General features: G+C 61.6%; 17 protein-coding genes. 5 read left to right on the top strand and 12 right to left on the bottom strand.

The annotated features are described in order from the left end of the window. Positions 1-2 precede the first annotated feature (2 nt). Genes fdhE through fdnG form a run of 4 tightly spaced genes read right to left on the bottom strand, consistent with a single transcriptional unit; the run spans position 3 to position 5,598 of the window. The gene (gene fdhE, locus AC07XZ_RS06045; RefSeq protein WP_102686174.1) at positions 3-929 is read right to left on the bottom strand and encodes a formate dehydrogenase accessory protein FdhE; all 927 of its coding nucleotides are present in this window, start codon (positions 927-929) and stop codon (positions 3-5) included. 3 nt (positions 930-932) lie between these two features. Then, complete coding sequence (locus tag AC07XZ_RS06040) at positions 933-1,586, bottom strand: formate dehydrogenase subunit gamma (RefSeq protein WP_102686175.1); 654 nt, start codon at positions 1,584-1,586, stop codon at positions 933-935. After that, on the bottom strand, positions 1,583-2,518 hold the full coding sequence (gene fdxH, locus AC07XZ_RS06035; protein ID WP_102686176.1) for a formate dehydrogenase subunit beta: 936 nt from the start codon (positions 2,516-2,518) through the stop codon (positions 1,583-1,585). Before fdxH ends, AC07XZ_RS06040 begins: the two co-directional genes overlap by 4 nt. Before the next feature lie 14 nt (positions 2,519-2,532). Next, a complete protein-coding gene (fdnG, locus tag AC07XZ_RS06030; protein WP_146024010.1) occupies positions 2,533-5,598 on the bottom strand; it encodes a formate dehydrogenase-N subunit alpha in 3,066 nt (1,021 codons plus the stop codon). Positions 5,599-5,816: 218 nt separating this feature from the next. Here fdnG and AC07XZ_RS06025 point away from each other — a divergent pair, with 218 nt between their 5' ends. From AC07XZ_RS06025 to AC07XZ_RS06010, 4 genes are all read left to right on the top strand, one after another. Continuing rightward, on the top strand, positions 5,817-6,965 hold the full coding sequence (locus tag AC07XZ_RS06025) for a MalY/PatB family protein (RefSeq protein ID WP_102686178.1): 1,149 nt from the start codon (positions 5,817-5,819) through the stop codon (positions 6,963-6,965). Positions 6,966-7,060: 95 nt separating this feature from the next. After that, entirely contained in the window at positions 7,061-7,918 is an 858-nt protein-coding gene (locus tag AC07XZ_RS06020) for a glucose 1-dehydrogenase (protein WP_102686179.1), read from the top strand. 90 nt (positions 7,919-8,008) lie between these two features. Continuing rightward, on the top strand, positions 8,009-8,620 hold the full coding sequence (locus AC07XZ_RS06015; protein WP_085610274.1) for a Yip1 family protein: 612 nt from the start codon (positions 8,009-8,011) through the stop codon (positions 8,618-8,620). 45 nt (positions 8,621-8,665) lie between these two features. After that, positions 8,666-10,027 carry a cation:proton antiporter gene (locus AC07XZ_RS06010; RefSeq protein WP_102686180.1) on the top strand — a complete coding sequence of 454 codons (1,362 nt, stop codon included), beginning with the start codon at positions 8,666-8,668 and terminating at the stop codon, positions 10,025-10,027. A 13-nt stretch (positions 10,028-10,040) separates the two neighbouring features. Here the strand turns inward: AC07XZ_RS06010 and AC07XZ_RS06005 are convergent, their stop codons facing one another. The 5 genes from AC07XZ_RS06005 to AC07XZ_RS05985 all read right to left on the bottom strand — a co-directional run bounded on the left by AC07XZ_RS06005 (position 10,041) and on the right by AC07XZ_RS05985 (position 17,696). Beyond that, positions 10,041-10,577, bottom strand: coding sequence for a hypothetical protein (locus AC07XZ_RS06005; RefSeq protein WP_102686181.1), 537 nt, complete (start codon positions 10,575-10,577; stop codon positions 10,041-10,043). Positions 10,578-10,650: 73 nt separating this feature from the next. Next, a complete protein-coding gene (locus AC07XZ_RS06000) occupies positions 10,651-12,570 on the bottom strand; it encodes a hybrid sensor histidine kinase/response regulator (protein ID WP_085745711.1) in 1,920 nt (639 codons plus the stop codon). A gap of 100 nt (positions 12,571-12,670) precedes the next feature. Continuing rightward, positions 12,671-13,585, bottom strand: a complete 915-nt coding sequence (locus AC07XZ_RS05995; protein ID WP_085745712.1) for a zeta toxin family protein — start codon at positions 13,583-13,585, stop codon at positions 12,671-12,673. A 176-nt stretch (positions 13,586-13,761) separates the two neighbouring features. Then, positions 13,762-16,047 (bottom strand): ATP-dependent DNA helicase, encoded by a 2,286-nt coding sequence (locus AC07XZ_RS05990; RefSeq protein WP_102686182.1) that lies wholly within the window; start codon positions 16,045-16,047, stop codon positions 13,762-13,764. Then, entirely contained in the window at positions 16,044-17,696 is a 1,653-nt protein-coding gene (locus AC07XZ_RS05985; protein WP_102686183.1) for a VRR-NUC domain-containing protein, read from the bottom strand. The genes AC07XZ_RS05990 and AC07XZ_RS05985 overlap by 4 nt, the downstream gene beginning before the upstream one ends. A 196-nt stretch (positions 17,697-17,892) precedes the next feature. Here AC07XZ_RS05985 and AC07XZ_RS05980 point away from each other — a divergent pair, with 196 nt between their 5' ends. Continuing rightward, positions 17,893-18,117 carry a YgdI/YgdR family lipoprotein gene (locus AC07XZ_RS05980; RefSeq protein WP_007951417.1) on the top strand — a complete coding sequence of 75 codons (225 nt, stop codon included), beginning with the start codon at positions 17,893-17,895 and terminating at the stop codon, positions 18,115-18,117. A gap of 58 nt (positions 18,118-18,175) precedes the next feature. On the opposite strand, the gene AC07XZ_RS05975 is transcribed toward AC07XZ_RS05980, so the two are convergent. The 3 genes from AC07XZ_RS05975 to AC07XZ_RS05965 all read right to left on the bottom strand — a co-directional run bounded on the left by AC07XZ_RS05975 (position 18,176) and on the right by AC07XZ_RS05965 (position 22,415). Further along, a complete protein-coding gene (locus AC07XZ_RS05975; protein WP_102686184.1) occupies positions 18,176-18,550 on the bottom strand; it encodes a hypothetical protein in 375 nt (124 codons plus the stop codon). Positions 18,551-18,772: 222 nt separating this feature from the next. Next, entirely contained in the window at positions 18,773-20,626 is a 1,854-nt protein-coding gene (locus tag AC07XZ_RS05970; RefSeq protein ID WP_102686185.1) for a polyurethane esterase, read from the bottom strand. Positions 20,627-20,726: 100 nt separating this feature from the next. Beyond that, positions 20,727-22,415 carry a polyurethane esterase gene (locus AC07XZ_RS05965; RefSeq protein WP_102686186.1) on the bottom strand — a complete coding sequence of 563 codons (1,689 nt, stop codon included), beginning with the start codon at positions 22,413-22,415 and terminating at the stop codon, positions 20,727-20,729. Positions 22,416-22,462: the final 47 nt, after the last annotated feature.

The raw sequence follows: 22,462 nt of genomic DNA, 5'->3' as shown, positions 1-22,462 counted from the left end.
GCTTATTCGTCGCCGGGCGCCAGCAACAAATTCGGCGCCAGCCGCTGATAACCGTCCTGAGCCAGGCGCATGTCGAGCAGCAGACTGCCCAGATCCGCCGACAGTGCCTCGCCCTCCCCGTCGTTTTCCAGATACAGCAACTTCAAATAGCTGTTGCAGCCCGGACAGACCTCGGCGCGCAACGGCGCCTGATTGGCGGCGTGGCGATCATCCTCGAGGCTCAGGTATTCAAGCCCTTTGCTCTGCTCGCAATACACGCACTTGACCCGCACCACATGCCATTCACAGGCGCACAGCGAACACACCAGATAACGCAGGCCGTTGTGCTTGCCGCGATGGCGGATCACCCCGGCCATGGCCGGCGAGCCGCAGGCCGGGCACTGGCTGAGGCTGTCGCCGGGCGTCAGTTGCAGGTTTGGCGCACTGAGCAGCCAGTGACTCCACGCCGCTTGCAGCGCCGCTCCGAGGAACGGCACCAGCGCCGCCGGCACCAGCGAATACTGGCCGCTGACCAGCGCCACGGCCCAGGCGCGCAACTGACCGGGGCTGGCGATGCGCAGTGTGGTAACGGCCTCGACCACCGCCGGTTGCTCGGGGGCGACATAGCGCTTGAGCAAGGCTTCGAGATAAAGCTGCCAGGTGTCCTCGCGAATCAGGGTGTCGGCGGCGAACGGCGGCATGCCGTGTTGCCGACAGACTTCCAGCCGCTGTTCATCGAGCGGCACGGTCGAGGGCGGGTCGTCGAAGATTTGCTGCTGGACACGGCACAAACCGGCGATCAAATGCAGGTAATCGGCCAGCGGATGACCTTCGGCCAAACGTTCCAGACGCTGAGCCCGCAACGTGAACAGGTTGTACGGCGGTAGGTGCAGAAACGGCGGCGAACTGGCCGCCGCTTCGATTTCTCCGGGTTCGAGGATGGTTGGCAACTGTCAGCCCTTTTTCGTGACCGGTCGCTCTGGCGGATCTTTGCTGTCCACCTCGCGATACCAGAGTGCATGGTGTTTCCTGGCCCAGGCGCGGCTGACCCAGCCGTGCATCATCGCGTCCACCGAACCCTTGATCCAGATCCCGGCGTAGATGTGCACGATGATGCTCAGGATCAGCACAAACCCCGCCAGAGCGTGCAGCAACATCGCCCATCGGATCGTGGTGATGCCGAAGTAATGACTGAAATACGCGCGCCAGATCACCAATCCCGTGAACAGCAATCCGAGCATGCACAGCAGTAAAGTCCAGAACAGCAGCTTTTGCCCGGCGTTGTATTTGCCCACCGCCGGCACGGTCTCCTCGTCGTTGACCAGCACCCGGTCGATGCGTCGCAGCCATTTCCAGTCGTTGTCGATAAAGAAGTTCGAGCGCCAGAAGCGAAATACCAGGCCGAGGAAGAACACGAACATCAGCACGCCCATGAACGGGTGCAGGATCCGCGTCCACGGCCCGCCGCCGAACAGATTGGTCAGCCAGAACATCGACGGATGAAACAGCGCCAGCCCCGACAGCCCGGCCATGAAGAACAGGATCGCCACCAGCCAATGGTTGGTGCGCTGGTTGGCGGTGTAGCGCAGGATCGTCTTGTTGCTCATGGCCGGCCCTCCCCGCGTGGGTCGAAGGTGTGCACCGCCGGGTCGACGACGTGCACCGAGGTGTCGGGCGGATCGGGATGTTCATCTTCCTCGACCCGGTTCGGGCCGATCCGCACGTAATGGAAGAACCCGGCCAGCACCGCCGCGCCCATGGCCAGCAGGCCCAGCGGTTTGCTGATGCCTTTCCACAAGCCCACCAGCGGGCTGATCTCGGGGTTGTCCGGCAGGCCGGCGTAGATTTTCGGGGTGTCGGCGTGGTGCAGCACGTACATGACGTGGGTGCCGCCGACGCCTTCCGGGTCATACAGGCCGGCGTTGTCGAAGCCACGGCTTTTCAGGTCGACGATGCGTTCGGCGGCATGGGTCTTCATGTCGTCCTTGGTGCCGAACACGATGGCCCCGGTCGGGCAGGTTTTTACGCAGGCCGGTTCCAGCCCCACCGCCACCCGGTCCGAACACAGCGTGCATTTGTAGGCCTTGTGATCCTTCTGCGAAATGCGCGGGATGTTGAACGGGCAGCCGGTGATGCAATAACCGCAGCCGATGCAGTGGTCCTGATCGAAATCGACGATGCCGTTGGCGTGCTTGATGATCGCCCCAGGGCTTGGGCACGCCGCCAGGCATCCGGGCTCGGCGCAGTGCATGCAGCCGTCCTTGCGGATCAGCCATTCGAGGTTGCCGGCGTCGGTTTCGTGCTCGGTGAAGCGCATCAGCGTCCATGAATCGGCGCTCAGATCCTGCGGATTGTCGTAGGTGCCGTGGTTGTGGCCGACCTCGTCGCGCAGTTCGTTCCATTCCGAGCACGCGACCTGACAGGCCTTGCAACCGATGCATTTGGTGGTGTCGATCAGCTTGGCCACCTGTTCCTGGCCGCGTATCGAAGGCGCCGGCGTGGTGGTGGCCGAGCGGGCGATGATGTCTTGGCTGGCCATCTAAAGATTCTCCATCAGAGCTTCTCCACGTTGACCAGGAATGACTTGGATTCCGGGGTCTGGGTATTGCCATCGCCGAGGAACGGCACCAGGGTGTTGGTCAGGTAACCGTGGCGCGTCAGGCCGGTGAAACCCCAGTGCAGCGGAATGCCGATCTGGTGCACCACCTGGTTGTTGACCTGCAACGGCCGGATCCTTTTCGTCACCACCGCCACCGCTTCAATGAACCCGCGTTTGCTGCTCACGCGCACCCGATCGCCGGCAGCGATGCCCTTCTCCTTGGCCAGCACTTCGCCGATTTCCACGAACTGCTCGGGTTGGGCAATCGCGTTCAACTTGCAGTGCTTGCTCCAGAAGTGGAAATGCTCGGTCAGCCGGTAGCTGGTCGCTGCATGCGGGTAATCCTTGGCTACGCCTAGGCTGTCCCACACCGAATCGAAGATCCGCGCCGCCGGGTTGCTGGTGGCTTTCTTGTTGTCCGGGTGCAGCGGGTTGATGCCGATCGGCGTTTCGAACGGCTCGTAGTGCTCGGGGAATGGCCCTTCGTTCATCTTGTCGACGGCGAAGAACCGCGCCACACCTTCGGGGTTCATGATGAACGGGTTCATCCCGGCTTCCGGCGGCACGTCGGCCTTGTAGTCCGGCACATCGGTGCCGCCCCAGGCCTTGCCGTTCCACCAGACCAGGCGTTTTTTCGGATCCCACGGCTTGCCGGCGACGTCCGCCGAAGCGCGGTTGTACAGAATCCGCCGGTTGGCCGGCCAGGCCCACGCCCAGCCCTGATGCTGGTGCATGCCGTAAGGGTCGTTGTTGTCGCGACGGGCCATCTGGTTGCCGGCTTCGGTCCAGCTGCCGCAGAAGATCCAGCAGCCGGACGCGGTGCTGCCGTCATCCTTGAGCTGGGCGAACCCGGCCAGTTGCGCATTGCCCTTGATCGCCGCGCCGGTGGCGTCGGTGAAATCGGTGGTGGCGTAGCCGTTGATCTCTTTGGCGATCTCTTCCGGTGAGGGCTCTTCGGCAATCTTGTACGGCCACGACAGCTTCAACAGCGGATCGGCGAATTTGCCGCCCTCGGCCTGATAACGCTCACGCAGGCGCAGGAACAACGCACTCATGATGTGCACGTCGGTGCGCGCCTCGCCGGGGCCATCGGCGCCTTTCCAGTGCCATTGCAGCCAGCGGCTGCTGTTGACCAGCGAACCGTCCTCTTCGGCAAAACAGGTGGTCGGCAGGCGAATGACTTCGGTCTGGATGTCGGCGCTCTTCACATCGTTGTACGGCCCGACGTTTTCCCAGAACTGCGAGGTTTCGGTGGCCAGCGGGTCCATTACCACCAGCCATTTCAGTTTGGCCAGTGCCGCCATCACCCGGTTCTTGTCCGGCAACGCGGCGATCGGGTTGAAGCCCTGGCACATGTAGCCGTTGACCTTGCCCTGCCCCATCAGGTCGAACACCTTGAGGATGTCGTAGTTGGGGATGTCGAGCTTCGGCAAGTAGCTGTAGGCCCACTGGTTTTCGGCAGTGGCATTGGCGCCGTACCAGGCTTTCATCAGGCTGACGTGGAACTTGCTGTAGTTCTGCCAGTAGGACAATTGCCCCGGCCGCAACGGAACCTGGGTGCGTTTATGGATGTAGGCCGCGTAATCCTGCTCGGCGTCGGTCGGCAGGGTCAGGTAACCCGGCAGCGCGTTGGACAGCAGGCCAAGGTCTGTCAGGCCCTGAATGTTCGAGTGCCCGCGCAAGGCGTTGACCCCGCCGCCCGGCATGCCGACGTTGCCCAGCAACAGTTGCACCATCGCTGCGCTGCGTATTATCTGCGAGCCGATCGAGTGCTGGGTCCAGCCCAGCGCGTAGAGAATGGTCATGGTCTTGCCCGGTGCCGAGCAAGTAGCGATTTCCTCCCAGATCTTTTTCATCGCATCGACCGGCATGCCGCAGATCTGGCTCGCCAGGTCGATGTTGTAGCGGCTGTAATGCTGCTTCATCAGTTGATAGACGCAGCGCGGGTCCTGCAGGCTCGGGTCGACTTTGACGAAGCCGTCCTCGCCCAGTTCGTAACCCCAGGTGGATTTGTCGGTGTAGCTGCGTTTGGCCGCGTCGTAACCGGTGAACAGCCCGTCCTCGAAGCCGAACCCGGCTTTGACGATGAACGAGACGTCGGTGTAGTTGCGCACGTATTCGTGCTGGATCTTGTCCTCGGTCAGCAGGTAATTGATCAGCCCGCCCATGAACGCGATGTCGCTGCCGGTGCGGATCGGCGCGTAGTAATCGGCCACGGACGCGGTCCGGGTAAACCTCGGATCGACCACAATCAGCCGCGCGGCGTTGTGCGCCTTGGCTTCGGTCACCCATTTGAAGCCGCAAGGGTGGGCTTCTGCTGCGTTGCCACCCATCACCAGGATCAGATTCGCGTTGGCGATATCGGTCCAGGTGTTGGTCATGGCTCCACGGCCGTACGTCGGGGCAAGACTTGCCACCGTCGGGCCGTGTCAGACACGCGCCTGGTTATCGAACCCCAGCATGCCGAGACTGCGAACCACCTTGTGGGTGATGTAGCCCGCTTCGTTGGACGCTGCCGACGCTGCGAGGAAACCGGTGGTCAGCCAGCGATTGACCGTCTGGCCCTGGGCGTTCTGTTCGACGAAATTGGCGTCGCGGTCGGCCTTCATCAGGTCGGCGACGCGGTCGAGGGCTTCGTCCCAGGTGATCCGGGTCCATTCGCTGCTGCCGGGCTTGCGCACCTGCGGGTACTGCAAGCGGCCGGGGCTGTGAATGAAGTCCAGCAGACCGGCGCCTTTCGGGCACAAAGTGCCGCGGTTGACCGGGTGGTCGGCGTCGCCCTCGATATGGATGATGTTTTGCGCAACGTTCTTCGCGGCATCGCCCTGGCTGTACATGATCAAGCCGCAACCGACCGAGCAATACGGGCAGGTGTTGCGGGTTTCATGGGTGTGGGCAAGCTTGAAGTGGCGCACCTGCTCGGCGAAGGCCTGCGTCGGGGCCATGCCCAACGCGCCCAGGCTAGAGCCTGCAAGGCCGATACCGGCGACCTTGAAGAACTGACGACGGCTGAGATCCATCGTGCACTCCTGATCAGGTGGAACCCGGTACTGGTGCCGGGTTTGTTCTGGACAATCACGGTTGCGGCAGACGAGTGCCGACTTTTTCACTGTAGACAAAGCTCCCGCCGCTTGTGTGAAAACCGACCGTCGGCCATTCATCGGTCACAAGTTCGCGCCCACAGGGGATGGGGGTTTATCATCGCCGGCACGACCCATCTCCGCCTCAGAGACCGCGCATGACTTTCGATTTTGATCAGGTATTCGACCGCCACGACACCGGCAGCACCAAGTGGAGCCGCTATCCGGCCGACGTGTTGCCGATGTGGGTCGCTGACATGGATTTCGCCGCGCCGCCGGTGGTTATCGAGGCCCTGCAACAACGCCTGCTGCACCCGTTGGTGGGCTACAGCGTGGCCCAGGACAACCTACGTGAGGCCATCGTCGCCGACCTCTGGAACAAGTTCGCCTGGCGGGTCAAAACCCAAGAACTGATTTTCCTGCCGGGCGTGGAGTCGGGTTTCAACATGGCGCTCAAGGCTCTGGTGCAACCGCAGCAGAACGTCGTGGTGCAAACCCCGAATTACCCGCCGCTGCGCCATGCACCTGGCCATTGGGGCCTGAACAAGGTCGAGCTGGAATTCAACGCCCAGGCCGACGGCACCTACGCCACCCCGCTGGACGCACTGCGTGAATCCCTGACCGGTGGCGGCGCCCTGCTGCTGAGCAACCCTCACAACCCGATCGGCAAAGTCTTCGGCCGTGAAGAACTGCAAGCGGTAGCGGACATCTGCGTGGCGCAGGACGCCTGGATCATCTCCGACGAGATCCACGCCGAGCTGTGCTACGACGGTCGCGTCCACATTCCGACTGCGTCCCTGAGCCCGGAAATATCCCGCCGCACCATCACTTTGATGTCGGCGAGCAAGGCCTACAACATCGCCGGTCTCAAGACTTCGTTCATGATCATCCAGGACGCCGCCCTGCGTGAACGCGTCAACCACGCCCGTTGCGGCATGGTCGACAGCGTCAACCCGCTGGGCATGGAAGCCACCCGCGTGGCCTACAGCGAAGCCGGTCCGTGGCTAGAGGCGCTGAAGCAGTATCTGCAAGCCAACCGTGACTGGCTGGTGGACGCCGTGCGCAGCCGTTTGCCCGGCGTGACCCTCAATGTGCCGCAAGGCACGTATCTGGCCTGGCTCGATTGCTCGGCGCTGGATCTGGACGATCCGCAGAAGTTCTTCCTGGACCACGCCCGGGTCGGCCTCAGCCCGGGCCTGGATTTTGGCGACCACAGCCAGCAGTTCGTGCGCCTGAACTTCGGTTGCCCGCGTTCGATGCTCGAAGAAGGCATTGCGCGGATGGAGCGAGCCCTCGAGTCCCGGTAATCAAGTCAGGGCAAACCCGAGCGTCAATCCGATCGAACTCACCGCAGACGGGCCGGGTCAACCGGCCTACCTGTCCTGAGACCCGGAGATTGACGATGACCGACTATCCAAAACCCCCGTTCCCGAAACAGGCGCAGCCGGTTCCCGGCTCCCAGCGCAAGATGGAGCCCTACCCCGATTGCGGCGAGCAAAGCTACACCGGCTCCGGCCGGTTGGCCGGCAAGATCGCCCTGATCACCGGTGCCGACAGTGGCATCGGCCGTGCGGTGGCCATTGCCTTCGCCCGCGAAGGTGCCGATGTGGCGGTCGCCTATTTGAATGAACATGAAGATGCCAAGGAAACCGCGCGCTGGGTCGAACAGGCCGGTCGCCAGTGCCTGTTGCTGCCCGGTGACATTGCGCAGAAAGCCCAGTGCCAAGCGTTGGTGGATCAAACCGTCGAGCGCTTCGGCCGCATCGACGTGCTGGTCAACAACGCGGCTTTCCAGATGACCCACGAAACCTTCGAGGAGATTCCCGACGACGAATGGGTGATGACCTTCGACGTCAACATCACCGCGATCTTCCGTCTGTGCCAGGCTGCCATCAAACACATGGGACCTGGCTCCTCCATCATCAACACCAGTTCGATCAACTCGGACATGCCCAAGCCCACCCTGCTCGCCTACGCCACCACCAAAGGCGCCATCGCCAATTTCACCGGTGGTCTGGCGCAAATGCTCGGCCCGAGGGAAATCCGCGTGAATTGCGTGGCACCGGGGCCGATCTGGACGCCGCTGATCGTCTCGACCATGCCGGATGAGGAAGTGCAGAACTTTGGCGGGCAAACGCCACTCGGCCGCCCCGGCCAGCCGGTGGAGGTCGCGCCGATCTATGTGCTGCTGGCGTCTGATGAAGCCAGCTACATCACGGGCCAGCGCTATGGCGTGACCGGCGGCAAACCGATGCTCTGAACCACTTGCCAGAAAAAGTGAACCGCTGGACAAGGCGACCTCTCCATACCTTCATGGCCCGTTCGGGTTGCAAGAGATCAGGAGGTCGTCATGTCTGCGCCTATTATCAAACTCTTCACCCAGCCGAACTTTGCCTGGACTGACATCCGCCGCGAAGAAGAGGCCCACCCGCGTCATTACCTTGCTCACCTGCTGTTGCTCGCCCTCGTCCCGGCGGTGTGCCTGTTCATTGGCACCACGTATGTCGGCTGGAGCCTGGCGGTGGGGGAAACCGTCAGGCTCAGCAGTGCCAGCGCCTTGCAGCTGAGTGTCCTGCTCTATATCACCATCGTGGTCGGCGTGGCGATCATTGGCGGATTCATTCGCTGGATGTCGCGCACCTTCGATGCGCGGCCGACGCTCAACCAGTGCATCGGTTTCGCGGCATACACCGTCACCCCGTTTTTCATCGCCGGGCTCGCCGGCCTGTATCCCAGCCGCTGGCTGGCGGTGCTGGTACTTGGCGCGGCGTCGATCTATTCGACGTTTCTGCTGTTCGTTGGCCTGCCGACTTTCATGCACGAGCGCAAGGAACAGGGTTTGCTGTATTCGGCCAGCGTCTGGGGTGTCGCGCTGCTGGTGCTGGTGACGTTGTTGGTGTCGATGATTCTGCTCTGGTTTAACGTGCTGACGCCGGAATACCTGCGCACGACTGCGGGTTAGGCCGGTTATGGGGCGGCATCGAACTGACCTTACGGGCCGCGCGTCATGAGCTTCATCATCTGGGTGGCGGTGCTCGGTGCCGTGCTGCTGACCCTGGCGCTGACATCGTCGTACCTGCGCTGGATGCCGGTAACGACCTCGGCTGTTTGCCTGCTGCTGGGTGTGGGCATCGGGCCGGCAGGGCTCGATCTGCTGAAACTGCCGCTGGACGAAGCCTCTTTGTGGATGGAGCACCTGACTGAAGTCGCGGTGCTGTTTTCCCTGTTCGTCTGCGGTTTGAAGTTGCGTTTGCCATTGCGCGACAGACGTTGGCGGATTGCATTCGGTCTGGCGGGTCCGGTGATGGTGCTGACGATCATCGGCGTCTGTCTGTTGCTGCATTTTGGCCTGGATCTGAATTGGGGCCCTTCGCTGTTGATCGGCGCGATTCTGGCTCCGACCGACCCGGTGCTCGCAGCGCTGGTACAGGTCAACGATGCGCGGGACGTCGACAGCGTGCGCTTCGGCCTGTCCGGCGAGGCCGGGCTCAACGACGGCGTTGCATTCCCCTTCGTGATCCTCGGGCTGTTGCTGCTGAACGGTGAAGGGTTTGCCGCCGAGTGGCCCGACTGGGTACTGCGCAGCCTTGTGTGGGCGGTTCCGGCCGGGTTGCTTTGTGGCTACTGGATGGGCCGTGGCATCGGTCGTCTGACCCTCTCGCTGCGCATCCGCAACGATGACAGCACTCTGAGCCCGAATGACTATCTGGCCCTGGCGTTGATTGCGCTGGCCTACGTGGTGGCTGAATCCATCGGTGGCTACGGTTTTCTGTCGGTATTCGCCGCCGGCCTCGGCTTGCGACAGGAGGAAGTCAAATCCACCGGCGCCCATCAACCACCCGCCGAACACATGGTGCAACCGGTTGTCGGTCATCAGAATGTCGAGCCGCAGCAGGCGGTGCACGGCGATACCGAGCGGCTGGAAGACAGCCAGGTGGCCGCCGGCATCATGATGGGCGACATGCTCGCCTTCGGCGGTCTGGTCGAGCGGGCGATGGAAGTGTTTCTGGTTACCCTGCTGGGCGTGGTGCTGGTCAGTCACTGGGACTGGCGGGCGCTGCTGGTCGGCGGCGTGCTGTTCTGTTTCATTCGCCCTGCCTGCGTGGCTTTGATGCCGTGGGGATCGTTATTGGCTGGGCGCCAACGGTTATTGATCGGCTGGTTCGGCATTCGTGGCATCGGCAGTCTGTTCTACCTCTTCTATGCGCTGAACCATGGGCTGGGCGACAGCGTGGGCACGCTGTGTACCGACCTGACCCTGTCGGTGGTGGCGCTGAGCATTCTGCTGCACGGCATCAGCACCCAGCCGATTCTTGCCCGCTACGAGCGGCGTAAAAAACCGGTCAATCCTAAACGAGATGGCCGTTGAACGCGGTGGTGTTTCAGCCTCCCGGGTTGGTCACCTGAATGTAGAAGGCATAAGTGCCGAGCAACATCCAGAATGTTGCAAAGATCCACGGCGTACGAATGGAAAACAGCAGTGACTTGCGATACCCCTTGTGGCTCGACTCCATTTCGCTGAACAGCGGCGATTCGTCATAAGCCAGACCCATCAGGGGTTCGCTGCGCAGCAATTCACTCTGCTTGAAATGCCAATGATCGATGATGTCGTAGGCGGCACGAATCCCCGGCCAGGCATTGAGCGAACTGAGCAGGCCGAGCAAGGCCAGGAACGGTGGCACCACCAGGGTGAACAACTTGCCCCACTCGGGGTTGAGGTTGGCCATGCAGGACGCGAAGGCAATCACCAGAAACGATTGCGCGGCCAGGTACGCATCGGTGCGGTTGGCCAGGATGCTGGTTTCGTACTGGATTTCCCGTCGGTAGAAATCCAGCCGTTCCTTGGGTGAACCGAACATTTTGGCGTTATGTTCGTTGAGGGTCTCTTCGGCGGTCGGTTGGGTCAATATGCGTGGCACGATGGAACGCTCCGAAACAAAGCGTTTTGAGGCGCCACGTCTCGGACAAGTTCAGCCCGATTGTGCCTCCGGTTCACTTTATCGACTGGGCAATGATCTCCACCAGATTCAGTTGATTGAACGGTTTCGACAGCCGCGGCAGCCCTGCTGCAAAACCTTCGAGGCGCTCGGCATAACCGGTCGCGAGGATGATCGGCAGATCCGGCTTGAGCAGGCGCACGGCGTGAGCCAGTTGCGCGCCGCTCATCTGCGGCATGGCCATGTCGGTGATCATCAGGTCGATGACCTCGCCCTGATCGAACAGCTCAAGCGCCTGTGCACCGGAGGCGGCGCTGACCACCCGGTGGCCGAGGTCTTCCAGCAGCAGGACCGTGCTGGTGCGCACCAGACTGTCGTCGTCCACCACCAGCACGCTGAGGCGCGGCACCGTATCGGTGGACACCATCGGACCAAGCGGTTTGGCGACAACACCGTCGACGGCCACCGGCAACCACAGTTCAGCGGTGGTGCCCTGCCCCTTTGTACTTTTCAGAATGAAGCGGCCACCCAGTTGTTCGATGAAACCCTGGACCATCGACAATCCCAGACCGGTGCCCTTGCCCAAGCCCTTGGTGGTGAAAAACGGATCGCTCGCCGACGCCAAGGTGGCGGCGTCCATGCCTTCACCGGTATCGGTGACCCTCAGGCACACGTAGCGCCCAGCTGCCAGGCTTGTGTCGTTCTGTTCGAGCACCACTTCGGGCTCGGCACTGATCGTGACGTTGCCTCCTTCGGGCATGGCATCACGGGCATTGGTCGCCAGATTGAGCACCGCCAGTTCGAGTTGGTTGCTGTCGGCCAGCACCGCTTGCAGGTCTTCGGGAAACTGCGTTTCGATGCGGATCCCCGGCCCCAGTGAACTGCGCAACAGCCCGGTGATGCCCTGCACCAGTTTCGGGATTTCGATCGGTTCGGTCTTGAGCTCCTGACGCCGGGCAAAAGCCAGCATGCGCTGGGTCAGCGACACGCCGCGCAAGGCGCCCTGGGTGGCGTTCTCCAGCAGACGGCTGACTTTCGGGTCATCGCCCAGGCGTTTGCGCACGATTTCCAGGTTGCCGAGGATCACCGTCAGCAGATTGTTGAAGTCGTGGGCGATACCGCCGCTGAGTTGGCCGATAGCCTGCACTTTCTGCGCCTGGAACAGCGCTTCACGGGTTTTTTCCAGGGCCTGTTGCGCCTGGGTAGCCTCGGTGACGTCGCGGGTAATCTTGGCAAAACCGAGCAAAGTGCCGGTGTCGCCGCGAATCGCATCGACCACCACATGGGCCAGAAACCGCGTGCCGTCCTTGCGCAGGCGCCAGCTCTTGTTCTCGAAACGGCCCTCGCGCACCGCAGTTTCCAGGGCGCGCTGGGGTTCACCGGCGTCACGGTCTTCCGGGGTGTAGAACATCGAGAAATGCTTGCCGATGACCTCATCCGGCTTGTAACCCTTGATCCGCTGCGCGCCGGGATTCCAGTTGGTCACCCGGCCTTCGGGGCTGAGCATGTAGATCGCATAGTCGGTGACGCCCTGCACCAGCAGGCGAAACTGCTGTTCGCTCTGCTTGAGGGTTTCTTCGGCCATTTTGCGGTCGGTCAGGTCGCGGGTGATCTTGGCAAACCCGAGCAGTTGCCCGCCCGGGCTGAAAATCGGATCGATCACCACGTGGCACCAGAAATGCGTGCCGTCCTTGCGTACCCGCCAGCCTTCACCCTCGAACCGGCCTTCGCGGATCGCCGTGTCGAGTGCCCGCTGCGGCAAACCGTTGGCACGGTCTTCATCGGTGTAGAACCGGGAAAAGTGTTCGCCGAGGATCTCCGCCTCTTCATATCCCTTGAAGCGCTTGGCGCCGGAGTTCCAGCTGGTAATGATCCCCTCGGGGTCGATCATGTAGATCGCATAATCGACGACCGCATCGATCAGCAAACGAAAGCGCATGTCTTCGATTGCAGCGGACTTCTTGTTCTCGCTCATCAGGCTTGGCTCAAAGCAGGTTTTCAATGACTGGAGTATGCGTCAAACCGGCGGTTTGGAAAGCCGCAAAAGCATACCGGGCCAGGCAAGGGGCAGCAGCTCATCGCTGGACATATCTGATGATCCTTGCGTAAAGCGCATTGAAGAGGAAATCCGGTACCTGCGTCGCGTATTGCGTTGCCTTGGACAAGGCCAGGTGGCACTCCCTGACCATTTCATTACGCTCGTTTTCGCCATTGACCGATTTGCTGAAAATGCGCTCATAGGCCTCGTAACTGTAAGGCGTGGATGTCGAGGTAATGGAAAGCTTGTGCTGGGTGTCCAGGGTGTATGTGCTGTGCGCGCGCAGGATCCGATCCTGCAAGGCACCCAGCCCGCGCTCGTACAGGAAAATCTGCGAGCCGCTGATTTTTCTGGCCACCGACTCCAGTGTGTACAGCACCGCATGAGCATTACCCAGGCTGGATTTCAGCGCCGACGGTTTGACGAAACGCTCAAGCTCGCCCTTTTCGAGGCTTTTGAACCCACGTTGGACACCTGAAATAAAGGCAAAGGGATAGTTGCAGGCGACCACGTGCACTTCCAGCTGATAGCCGGCGCTGGCGGCGTATTCAGGCAAGGCGGCAAATTGAATGGTGTCGAATGCGCACTCCAGAATGATGTTGAGTTTTTCCCTGAAGGCTCTTTCGAAAATCTTCTGGCACAGATCGCGGACGAAAGTCTCTGTGTGTTCGTAGGCATGCAATACGCCGATTTTGATCATTTCCTCATATTGCGGATGCCTCTCCCGATACTGGGGAAGGTAGAGGCGAACATGGTTTTGATAGCGACCGGAAGGCAGCAGGCTTTTTTCCAGCAGGTAGGTTTTGCCCGAACTTTGCACGCCGGCAGTGACCAGCATCCGGGGTGTGGTCTCGGCTGTTACTGCGGAAAACAGCGTTGGGCTGAGGGTGTCGAAAGCGGCAGTGACCTGCTCTGGCGTGTAGGTGTAGTGGTAGGCAGCGGCGACAGACATGCAGTGATTTCCTTATCTCGTCTTGAGGGATACCGGTGGCCGGTCCTTTGACTAAAGACCGGTTTTCGGACTTCATCAAAGACAAGATATTTACAACATATATCACTGTTTTGTATGGGAATTAATCCTACAGTTAACGATGGAAATCACCCTGTTCAAATTCCCGGAAACGTACGTCAACCCGACAGGTTTCCTGCGCATTCACTCCCCTCCAGCGACCACCAGCGCGGCAGCAATTGGCGGATCCGGCTTTCGGCAAAGCGGTCATCGATCAGCATCACCACGCCGCGATCCTGCTGGGTGCGGATCACCCGTCCGGCGGCCTGTACCACTTTCTGCACGCCGGGGAACAGATAGGTGTAGTCGTAACCGGCGCCGAAGATCGCGGCCATGCGCCGCTTCATCTGTTCATTGACCGGGTTGAGCTGGGCCAGCCCGAGGGTGGCGATGAATGCACCGATCAGCCGTGCGCCGGGCAGATCGATGCCTTCACCGAACGCGCCGCCGAGCACGGCAAAACCGACGCCCTGGCTGTGGGCGGTGAATTGATCGAGAAAGTCCTGCCGCGCGCCTTCGGTCATGCCCCGGGATTGCTGCCAGCGGGTGATGTGCGGGTGCCGCTCGGCCAGCAGCTGCGCGACCTGTTGCAGGTAATCGAAACTGCTGAAGAACGCCAGATAGTTGCCCGGGCGTTCGCTGAACTGGCGGGCGATCAGCTCGACAATCGGTTCCAGCGACGCTTGCCGGTGCGTGAAACGCGTGGAAATCCGGCTGACGATCTGCACCTGCAATTGTTCGGCGCTGAACGGTGACTCGACATCGATCCAGACCGTGTCGACAGGGGTGCCAAGCAAATCCGCGTAATAGTGGCGCGGGCTGAGGGTTGCGGAAAACAGCACGCTGCTGCGCGCCGCCGTCAGGCGCGGGCCGATGAACGCCGCCGGCACCACGTTGCGCAGACACAGTTGCGATAGCGGGCGTTTGCGCTCGAGGTCGCGCTTGCTGATGTCGAACAGGTAATGCGCGTCGAACAATTCTGCTACCCGGCCGAATTGCAGCATTTCGAAATAGAAATTCTGCAAGGCGCTGTCGAGCCCTTGCGGGTGATCGTTGAGGTAGTCGCCGATGCTCGCCGTGCAGGATGAGAGCGCCTGCAACAGTTTTTCCGGCGCCCTGTCGTAGGCCTGATACGGCGCCAACTGGTCATTGTGCAGGGCGTTCCATTCGCGGTTGACCCGCTGCAACGATTTTTTCAAGGCCTCGGGGGCGGTTTTGCGCACGCTGCCCAGCGTCGCCTGATCGAGAGTGGAGCTGTACATCTGCCGCCCGCGCTCGACCAGGTTATGCGACTCGTCCACCAGCACCGCAACGTTCCATTGATTGAACTGGGCCAGACCGAACAGCAGCGCGCTGAAATCGAAGTAATAGTTGTAGTCCGCCACCACCACGTCGGCCCAGCGGGCCATTTCCTGGCTCAGATAATACGGGCACACCGCGTGCTGCGCCGCGACGTCTCGCAGCGCGGCCTGATCCAGCAGACGTAGTTGGCTGGCGGCTTCGCGGGCAGCGGGCAAGCGGTCGTAAAAGCCCTGGGCCAACGGGCAGGATTCGCCGTGGCAAGCCTTGTCCGGGTGTTCGCAGGCCTTGTCCCGGGCGACCATTTCCAACACCCGCAGCGGCAAGGTTTCGCTGTGATCGAACAGCACTTGCGCCGCGTCCAGCGCCAGTTTGCGGCCGGGTGTCTTGGCGGTGAGGAAGTACACCTTGTCCAGTTGCTGCGGCGCCAACGCCTTGAGCATCGGAAACAGGGTGCCGAGGGTCTTGCCGATCCCGGTCGGGGCCTGGGCCATCAGGCAGCGGCCGGTGCTGACGGCCTTGAACACCGATTCGGCGAGGTGACGCTGGCCGGGGCGAAACGCGGCATGGGGGAAACCCAGCTGCTGCGCCGCCCGGTTGCGCGCGTCGCGGTGGGCCATTTCCTGTTCGGCCCACGCCAGGAACAGACCGCATTGTTGTTCGAAGAACTGCCGCAGCGCATCGGCGCTGAACGCTTCGACCAGACAGGTTTCCTTTTCCGTGACGATGTCGAAGTACACCAGCGCCAGATTGATCTGCTCAAGTTGCAATCGACAGCACATCAACCAGCCGTAGATTTTCGCCTGGGCCCAATGCAGCGAACGGTGATTGGCCGGTTGCTTGCTCAAATCGCCGCGGTAGGTTTTGACTTCTTCCAGGCAGTTCTGCGTCGGGTCGTAGCCGTCCGCCCGGCCCTTGACTTTCAATGGCCCGAATGCGCCCTCCAGCGCCACTTCGCTCTGGTAGGCGTCGTTGCGCCGGGACGCCACGGTGCGATGCCCGGCAATCCCCTCCAGCGCGGTCGGTGACGGGGTGAAGCGCAGGTCGAGGTCACCGGTTTTCGCGGTGAATTCGCATAACGCCCGCACCGCGATGCTGTAGCTCAAGCGCCCTGCTCCGCCCATTGCACGTAACACACGGCGACCGGCATCCGGTGCGTGTTGCAGAACTCCAGCCAGCGCAATTGGTTGTCCTGCAAGCGATCGCCCGGGCCTTTGACTTCGATCATCCGGTAGGTCTTGTGCTGTGGCCAGAACTGGATCAGATCGGGCATGCCGGCGCGATTGGCCTTGATGTCCAGCAGCAGACGGCTGAACCAGTGCTTGAGGTGTTCGGCCGGCAGACAGGCCAGCGCCTGCTCCAGCAAATCTTCATTGAGCGCGCCCCAGAACACGAACGGCGACTGCACGCCCCATTTGGCGGCGAACCGCGCGCGGATGGTGTCGGCATAGCGGCCATCGTCGAGTTGGGCCAGACAGGCCTGAAACAGCTCGGCGCGTCGGGGCTGGAAGTCTTCATTGAGGAGATCCACCGGCCCGCGCTGGAACGGGTGAAAGAACGCGCCCGGCAGCGGCGCGAAGATCGCCGGCCAGCACAGCAGGCCGAACAATGAATTGATCAGGCTGTTTTCCACGTAATGCACCGGGCCCGTTTCTTCGTGCAGGTGCGCCTGAACGTGATATTCCACCGACAATGCCGGATCGATACGCGGCAGGTGCAGATCGAGCCGCTCCACTAGGCCGGGCGCCGTGCGTTTGATCGGTGGCCCGCCGAGCTTGCGCCGCAGGCGCGGCAATATCCGTTGCAAGCCCTGCTGTTCGGTGGCGGTTTCCGGCGCCTGCTCGGCAATGACCGCCAGTTCCAGAGCCAACGCATACTCGGCGCTGCGCTCCAGCACGCGGATCATCCGCAATCGTGCGCCGGGATAGGCGCAGTCGCGATAGATCTTAAGGGCCAGGGCGAATTCGCCGAGGCGCTCGCAGTATTGGCCGATCTGGAACAACAGCTTGCCGCGCCGGCGTTGCAGCCACGGGTTGTCGAAATGCAGCGCCGCGACCTGTTCGACGATCGGCTCCAACGGCTCGCCGGCTTCGAAATACAGCTGGCAGTCGTGCAGAAACAGGCAGGCATCGACGTCGGCACGGCTGCGCAAACCCCGGGAATCGGCGCTGAACTCAACTTTTTCGTAGGTGAAGATGCCGAGGTCGGCGAGCACGAACTCCGACCAGTCCTGATAGAGGTTGCCGAAGAACATCAGGCGAAAACGGTCGCACAGGTCCATCAGCGTCAGGCTGAACAGCCGATCCGCCAGCGTTGGGCACCATTGCCGGAAAATGCGGGGCTCGGGGAATTGTTCGTGCAGCAGCGGCAGCCAGTCGACTTTCTTGCCCCGGGGCTGATCGATGGCCGGGCCAAAGGCTTGCAGGATCTCGGCCTTGAGCAGCACCTCGAACAGATCCGCCATCGACAGCGGCGCCTGTTCATCGAGCCAGCCCTGCTCCAGCAGTGGTTGCGCCGCCTCGGCGATGTCGCCGATTTCCGGATAATTCAGCTTGCCGGCGCGAAAATGCACGCCCTTGCGCATCACCATCCGCACCAGCAACCCCTGGGATCCGCGCGGCAGTGCCTTGAAGTCGCGGATGAAGCCGTGCTCCGCTTCGCTCATGACATCGGCGTAACGAAGCTCAAGCCAATCAAGCACCTGGCGGAAGTTGTTGAGGTAATAGAACGGATCTTCGAGGGGATTGGCAGTCACGGTGATTTCGGGGCCATGGCAAGCGAGTACTGGTTATGCGTACAGATACCAGCCTGCCCCGGCGGGCGCAAACGGAAAAAGATCAGTGGCACCTTCATTGCGGAATTTTTTCAGGTGGCCATCGAACTTTCTCCGGCGTAATGGCACCAACCGCGTTAGAGGCCGACAATGGTCGAAATGAACAGGAATGCTGCTTATGAAAATCAAGACTCTCGGGATCCCGTTGGCTGTTGCGGCCCTGCTGACGCTGGCCGGTTGCTCGACCCCGACGGTGGTTACCCTGCAGAACGGCACTCAGTACCTGACCGAGGACATGCCCGATACCAAAAACGAGGACGGCTTCTACGAGTTCAAGGATATTTCCGGCGCCAAGATCCGCGTGCGTGCCGACGAAGTAGCCACGGTGCGCAAGGAAGACTGACGGTTACCCCATCAAAAAAGGCTGCGTTCCTGGTGGAGCGCAGCCTTTTTTGCATTTATCAACGGGGTAATGCCATGCCCGGGAGGGAACCGTCGCAGTTCAACGCGCGCTCGCCGCGCCGGACCATTTCTTCCTGCAAGCGCTGGCAGCGCTGACGCTCCTGTTGCGCCATGCGGTCGATGCTCAGGTTGCCGGTCATCTCCGGCTCATTGTTTTCGCCGATGCGAACGGTCACGAACGGTTGTTCGGGCTGGATATGAAAGCGGCTTTTCTCTTCGACGGGTTTGACGTCATCACTGTCGGCCGGTTTAGGCAGTTGATCGGTGGTGACGCCATAGCGGCTCAGAATCGAGCTGTGAGGCAGATCGGCCCAGGCATTGGCCGACAGCAGCGCCAGTCCCGCGATACCGATAAACCTCTTGAAACCTTTCACGTGTGAATCTCCTGTACTCGTTGGCGACCCTTACATGACGAACGTTGCCGTCATGGCTTTAGGCCGCATTTCCTGTTGGTGCAGGGATTGGAGTCAGGGAGTGGCTGGTGAGTCACTTTCAATACCGCGTTATCGTTCAATCGCGAGCAGGCTCGCTCCCACAAAAGGCCAAAGGTGGGATTGAGCCAGCTCGCGACGGCGCCCTTTCGGGCGCCACTAACGTCAGGCAATCACGATCCCGTCGCCACTCAGACTGTTCAACGCAACCCCGACCAGCGTGACCGAATCCGCGCCGAACTTCAGCACCGTATCCTGCCCCACCGCCGTGGCATGGGCGCGGAAGTCGTCGCCCGGCAACACGCCCTGCACGCCGAGGAACACCAGTTTGTCGTTGGCGGTGTAACCCACCACGCGATCCTGGCCGAACGCGCCGCTGAACAGGAAGGTATCCGCCCCGCCGCCCGACTCCATCAGATCATTGCCGGCGCCGCCGACGAATACGTCGTTGCCCGTCCCGCCGATCAGATGGTCGTTGCCGTCCAGGCCGAACAGCCAGTCACCGCTGGCCTTGGCCTTGAGGGTGTCGGCGGCGCCGGTGCCCTTCACGCTTGATTCGTATTGAGTGACGTTGTTGCCGACCTTCAGTCCGGTCGCCGTGACGGTGTGGGTGACGTCGTCCTTGAACAGGCCCCAGAGGAAACCCGGCTCCTTGGTGACGATGCTGCCGATGTCGCGGGTGATGCTGATTCCGCCGTTGGCATCGCGGATGTACAGGTTGCCGGCGCCGTCGTTGGCGAAGTCGAAGGTATTGACCGACTTCTGCAACTCAAGGGTGTTGTTGCCCGAGCCGCCGAGCAGGATGTTGTAGCCCCCGCCGTCGCGGAACGTGTCGTTGCCGGCGCGGCCTTCCAGATAATCGTTGCCGCTGCCGCCCTGGATCAGGTCGTTGGCGTCGCTGCCGATGATGAAGGTGCTGCCCTTGTGGGTTTCGGCGTTGCGGTTCAGGTCCTGCACCCAGGTGTTGGCCCGCGCCGGATCCGACAGGTTGGCGACGATGATCGTCGAGTCCTTGCTGGTCAGGTCGTAGAACTTCGATTCGATCACCCGGTTCATGCCATCGCCATAAGCGGTCGGCAGGTGCGAGATCCAGGTCGGAATGTTGACGATCGAGAACGGCAGCACGTTCCACGCCGCCGAAGCGTAGTGGTCGTTGAAGCTGACGATGTTGTCGGTCGCCGACTCCTTGGGCGCGTCGTGCACGCCGAGCGAGGCGCCGGTGAAGGTCGAGCCGTCGAGCGCGCGGAACACCGGATCGTTTTCGTAGCCGACGTTGAGCACCTTGTCGTTGCTGCTCTGGGTCGGCGAGGCGTAGGCGATGTAGTTGGAGTCCTGGAAGAACCCGCCCCATTTGCTGGTGCTCAGGTCCGCCATGCTGTTGACCGCCAGCCCGCCGAGGCTGTGGCCGCTGACCAGCACGTCCTTGCCGGTCAGGCCGTTGGCCTTGGCGAACGCCACCACATCGTTCATCAGGTTGCCGAAGGCTTCGCCGACATAGTTCTTGGCGTAATCCTTGGGCCCGAATGCAGCGAGCAAGTCGTTGATCACGTCACCGATGGAATCGCCGATGAGGATTTCCCGTGGGCCGCTGGTGCCGCGAAAGGCGATGCCGATTTCCGTCAGATGGCCCTGAGCGTCGTATTTGCCGAGGATTTCCACCTGAGCGCTGGTGTAGCCGGCTTTTTCGCCGAAGAAGGTGCCGCGCGCATCGGTCTTGCCTTCGTAACCCAGTTGCGAGGCGGTGATCGGGGTCCAGCCGGCTTTTTTCACCGCGTCGAGTGCGGCTTTTTCCGAATCGGGGTTCCACGGAATGCCGGGGATCACGCCTTGGGAATCCGTGCCGCCGATCAGCGCGGTCACCAGCGTGGCCGGCAAGCCGAGGCCGAAGCCGTTGTGCTGATAACCGACGGCAAAGCCGTTATCGAGGTTGTGGTAGGAATACAGCGTAATGGCCATGGCGTCGCTGAACAGCGCCTTGGATTCCGCCGTACCGAAGTTCTTGTAGTCATACACACCCATTGCTGTTGCCTCTCTTTTTGTTGGAATTGTTCAGAGATAGCTCACAACCAGAACGCCCCTCCCGAGGCGCCCCGGAGCATTTCAGTACAACGTTCGTTTGTCAGGCGAAGACGAAACTCGAATCCGACAGGTTAGCCACACCGACCCCGACCAGCGTCACGGCAAAGTCGCCAATCTTCAGCACGGTATCGCTTCCGGACTGCGACGCGTGTTGCTTGTAGTCGTAGCCCTGCCCCGCGCCTTCGACGCCCATGAACACCAGTTTGTCGCTGCCCTGGTAGCCATTGATCGCGTCAAAACCGAAGGCGCCGCTGAACAGGAAGGTGTTGTTGCCACCCACCGCGCTCATCACGTCGTTGCCGGCGCCGCCGACGAAGGTCACGTGGGCCTTGTCGCTTTGCAGGTGATCGTTGCCGCCCAGGCCGAACAGCCAGTCGCCGTCGGCGGTGGCCTTGAGGGTGTCGCCCATGGCGCCGCCGCTGAGCGAATGGTTGTACTGGGTCAGTTCGGCACCGTTGGCCAGGCCTTTGGCGGTGACGGTCCAGGTGATTTCCTTGCTGCCCCACCACGAACCCGACTCTTTGCTTACCAGCGCGCCGATGTCACGGGTCATGCTGATGCCGCCGTAGGCGTCACGCACGTACAGGGTGCCGTCGCCGTCGTTGGCGAAGCTGAAGTTCTGCAACGGTTTTTGCAGTTCGAAAGTGTTGTGGCCCTGGCCACCAAGCAGGATGTTGAAGCCGCCGTCGTCACGGAAACGGTCATCGCCGCCCAGACCTTCGAGGAAGTCGTTGCCCGCCCCGCCCTTGAGCCAGTCACCGCTGTCGGTGCCGATGATGAAGGTGCTGCCGATGTGCGGCTCGCCGCTGCGGCCCAGATCCTCGACCCAGGTCTTGCCCCGCGACGCTTGCTCAAGGTTGGAGACGATGATCGTCGAGTCCTTGTGAGTCAGGCCGTAGAACTTCGACGCGATCACCCGATTCAGGCCGTCGGCATACCCCAGCGAGCTGTGGGCCGACCAGTTCAGCGGATTGGCGATGCTGAACGGCACCAGGTTCTGCGCGGTGGACGCGTAGTTGTCGTTGAAGTTGACGATGTTGTCGGTGGTCGAATCGTGCGGCTTGTCGTGCTTGCCCATCGACGCGGTACTGAACGTGGTGCCGTCGAGCACGCGGAACACCGGGTCGTTCTCGTAACCGATGTTCAGCACGTTGGTGCCGGTGCTGCTCTGGGTCGGCGAGGCGAACGAAATGTAGTTGGCGTCCTTGAAGAATCCGCCCCAATTGCTCGCGCTCAACTCCGCCACGCTGTTGACCCCGAGACCGCCGAGGCTGTGGCCGCTGATCAACACGTCCTTGGCCGCGATGCCGTGGGCGACCGCGAAAGCCGCCACCGATTTGAGCAGGTTGTCGAAGGCGTTTTTCGCGTACTGGGTGGCGTAATCCGTCGGGCCGATGGCGGCCAGCAGGTTGTTTTTCATGTCGCCGAAGGTGTCGCTGTAACCCAGCCCGCCGGTGCCCCGGAAGGCCACGCCGATGCCGATCAGCTTGCCTGCGGCGTCGTATTTGCCGAGCACTTCGGCTTCGGCGCTGGTGAAGCCGTCCTTCTCGCCGAAGAACGTGCCCTGCGCCCCGACTTTGCCCTGATAGCCCAGCGCCGTGGCGCCGATCGGTTTCCAGCCGGTGCCGGGCAAAGCCTGCCCGGTCGGCGTGTAGGCATACAGCGTCAGAGCGATGGCATCGCTGTACAGCGCTTTGCCGTCGGCATTTTTGTAATCGAACAATCCCATGTTGTGCTCTCTCTTCCTTTTAAAAACGGCAGTTCTCGAAAGAACTG

This window comes from Pseudomonas sp. GW458-11-26-14-LB4, from assembly GCF_059423925.1.
This window is presented reverse-complemented; position numbering and strand designations above follow the sequence as displayed.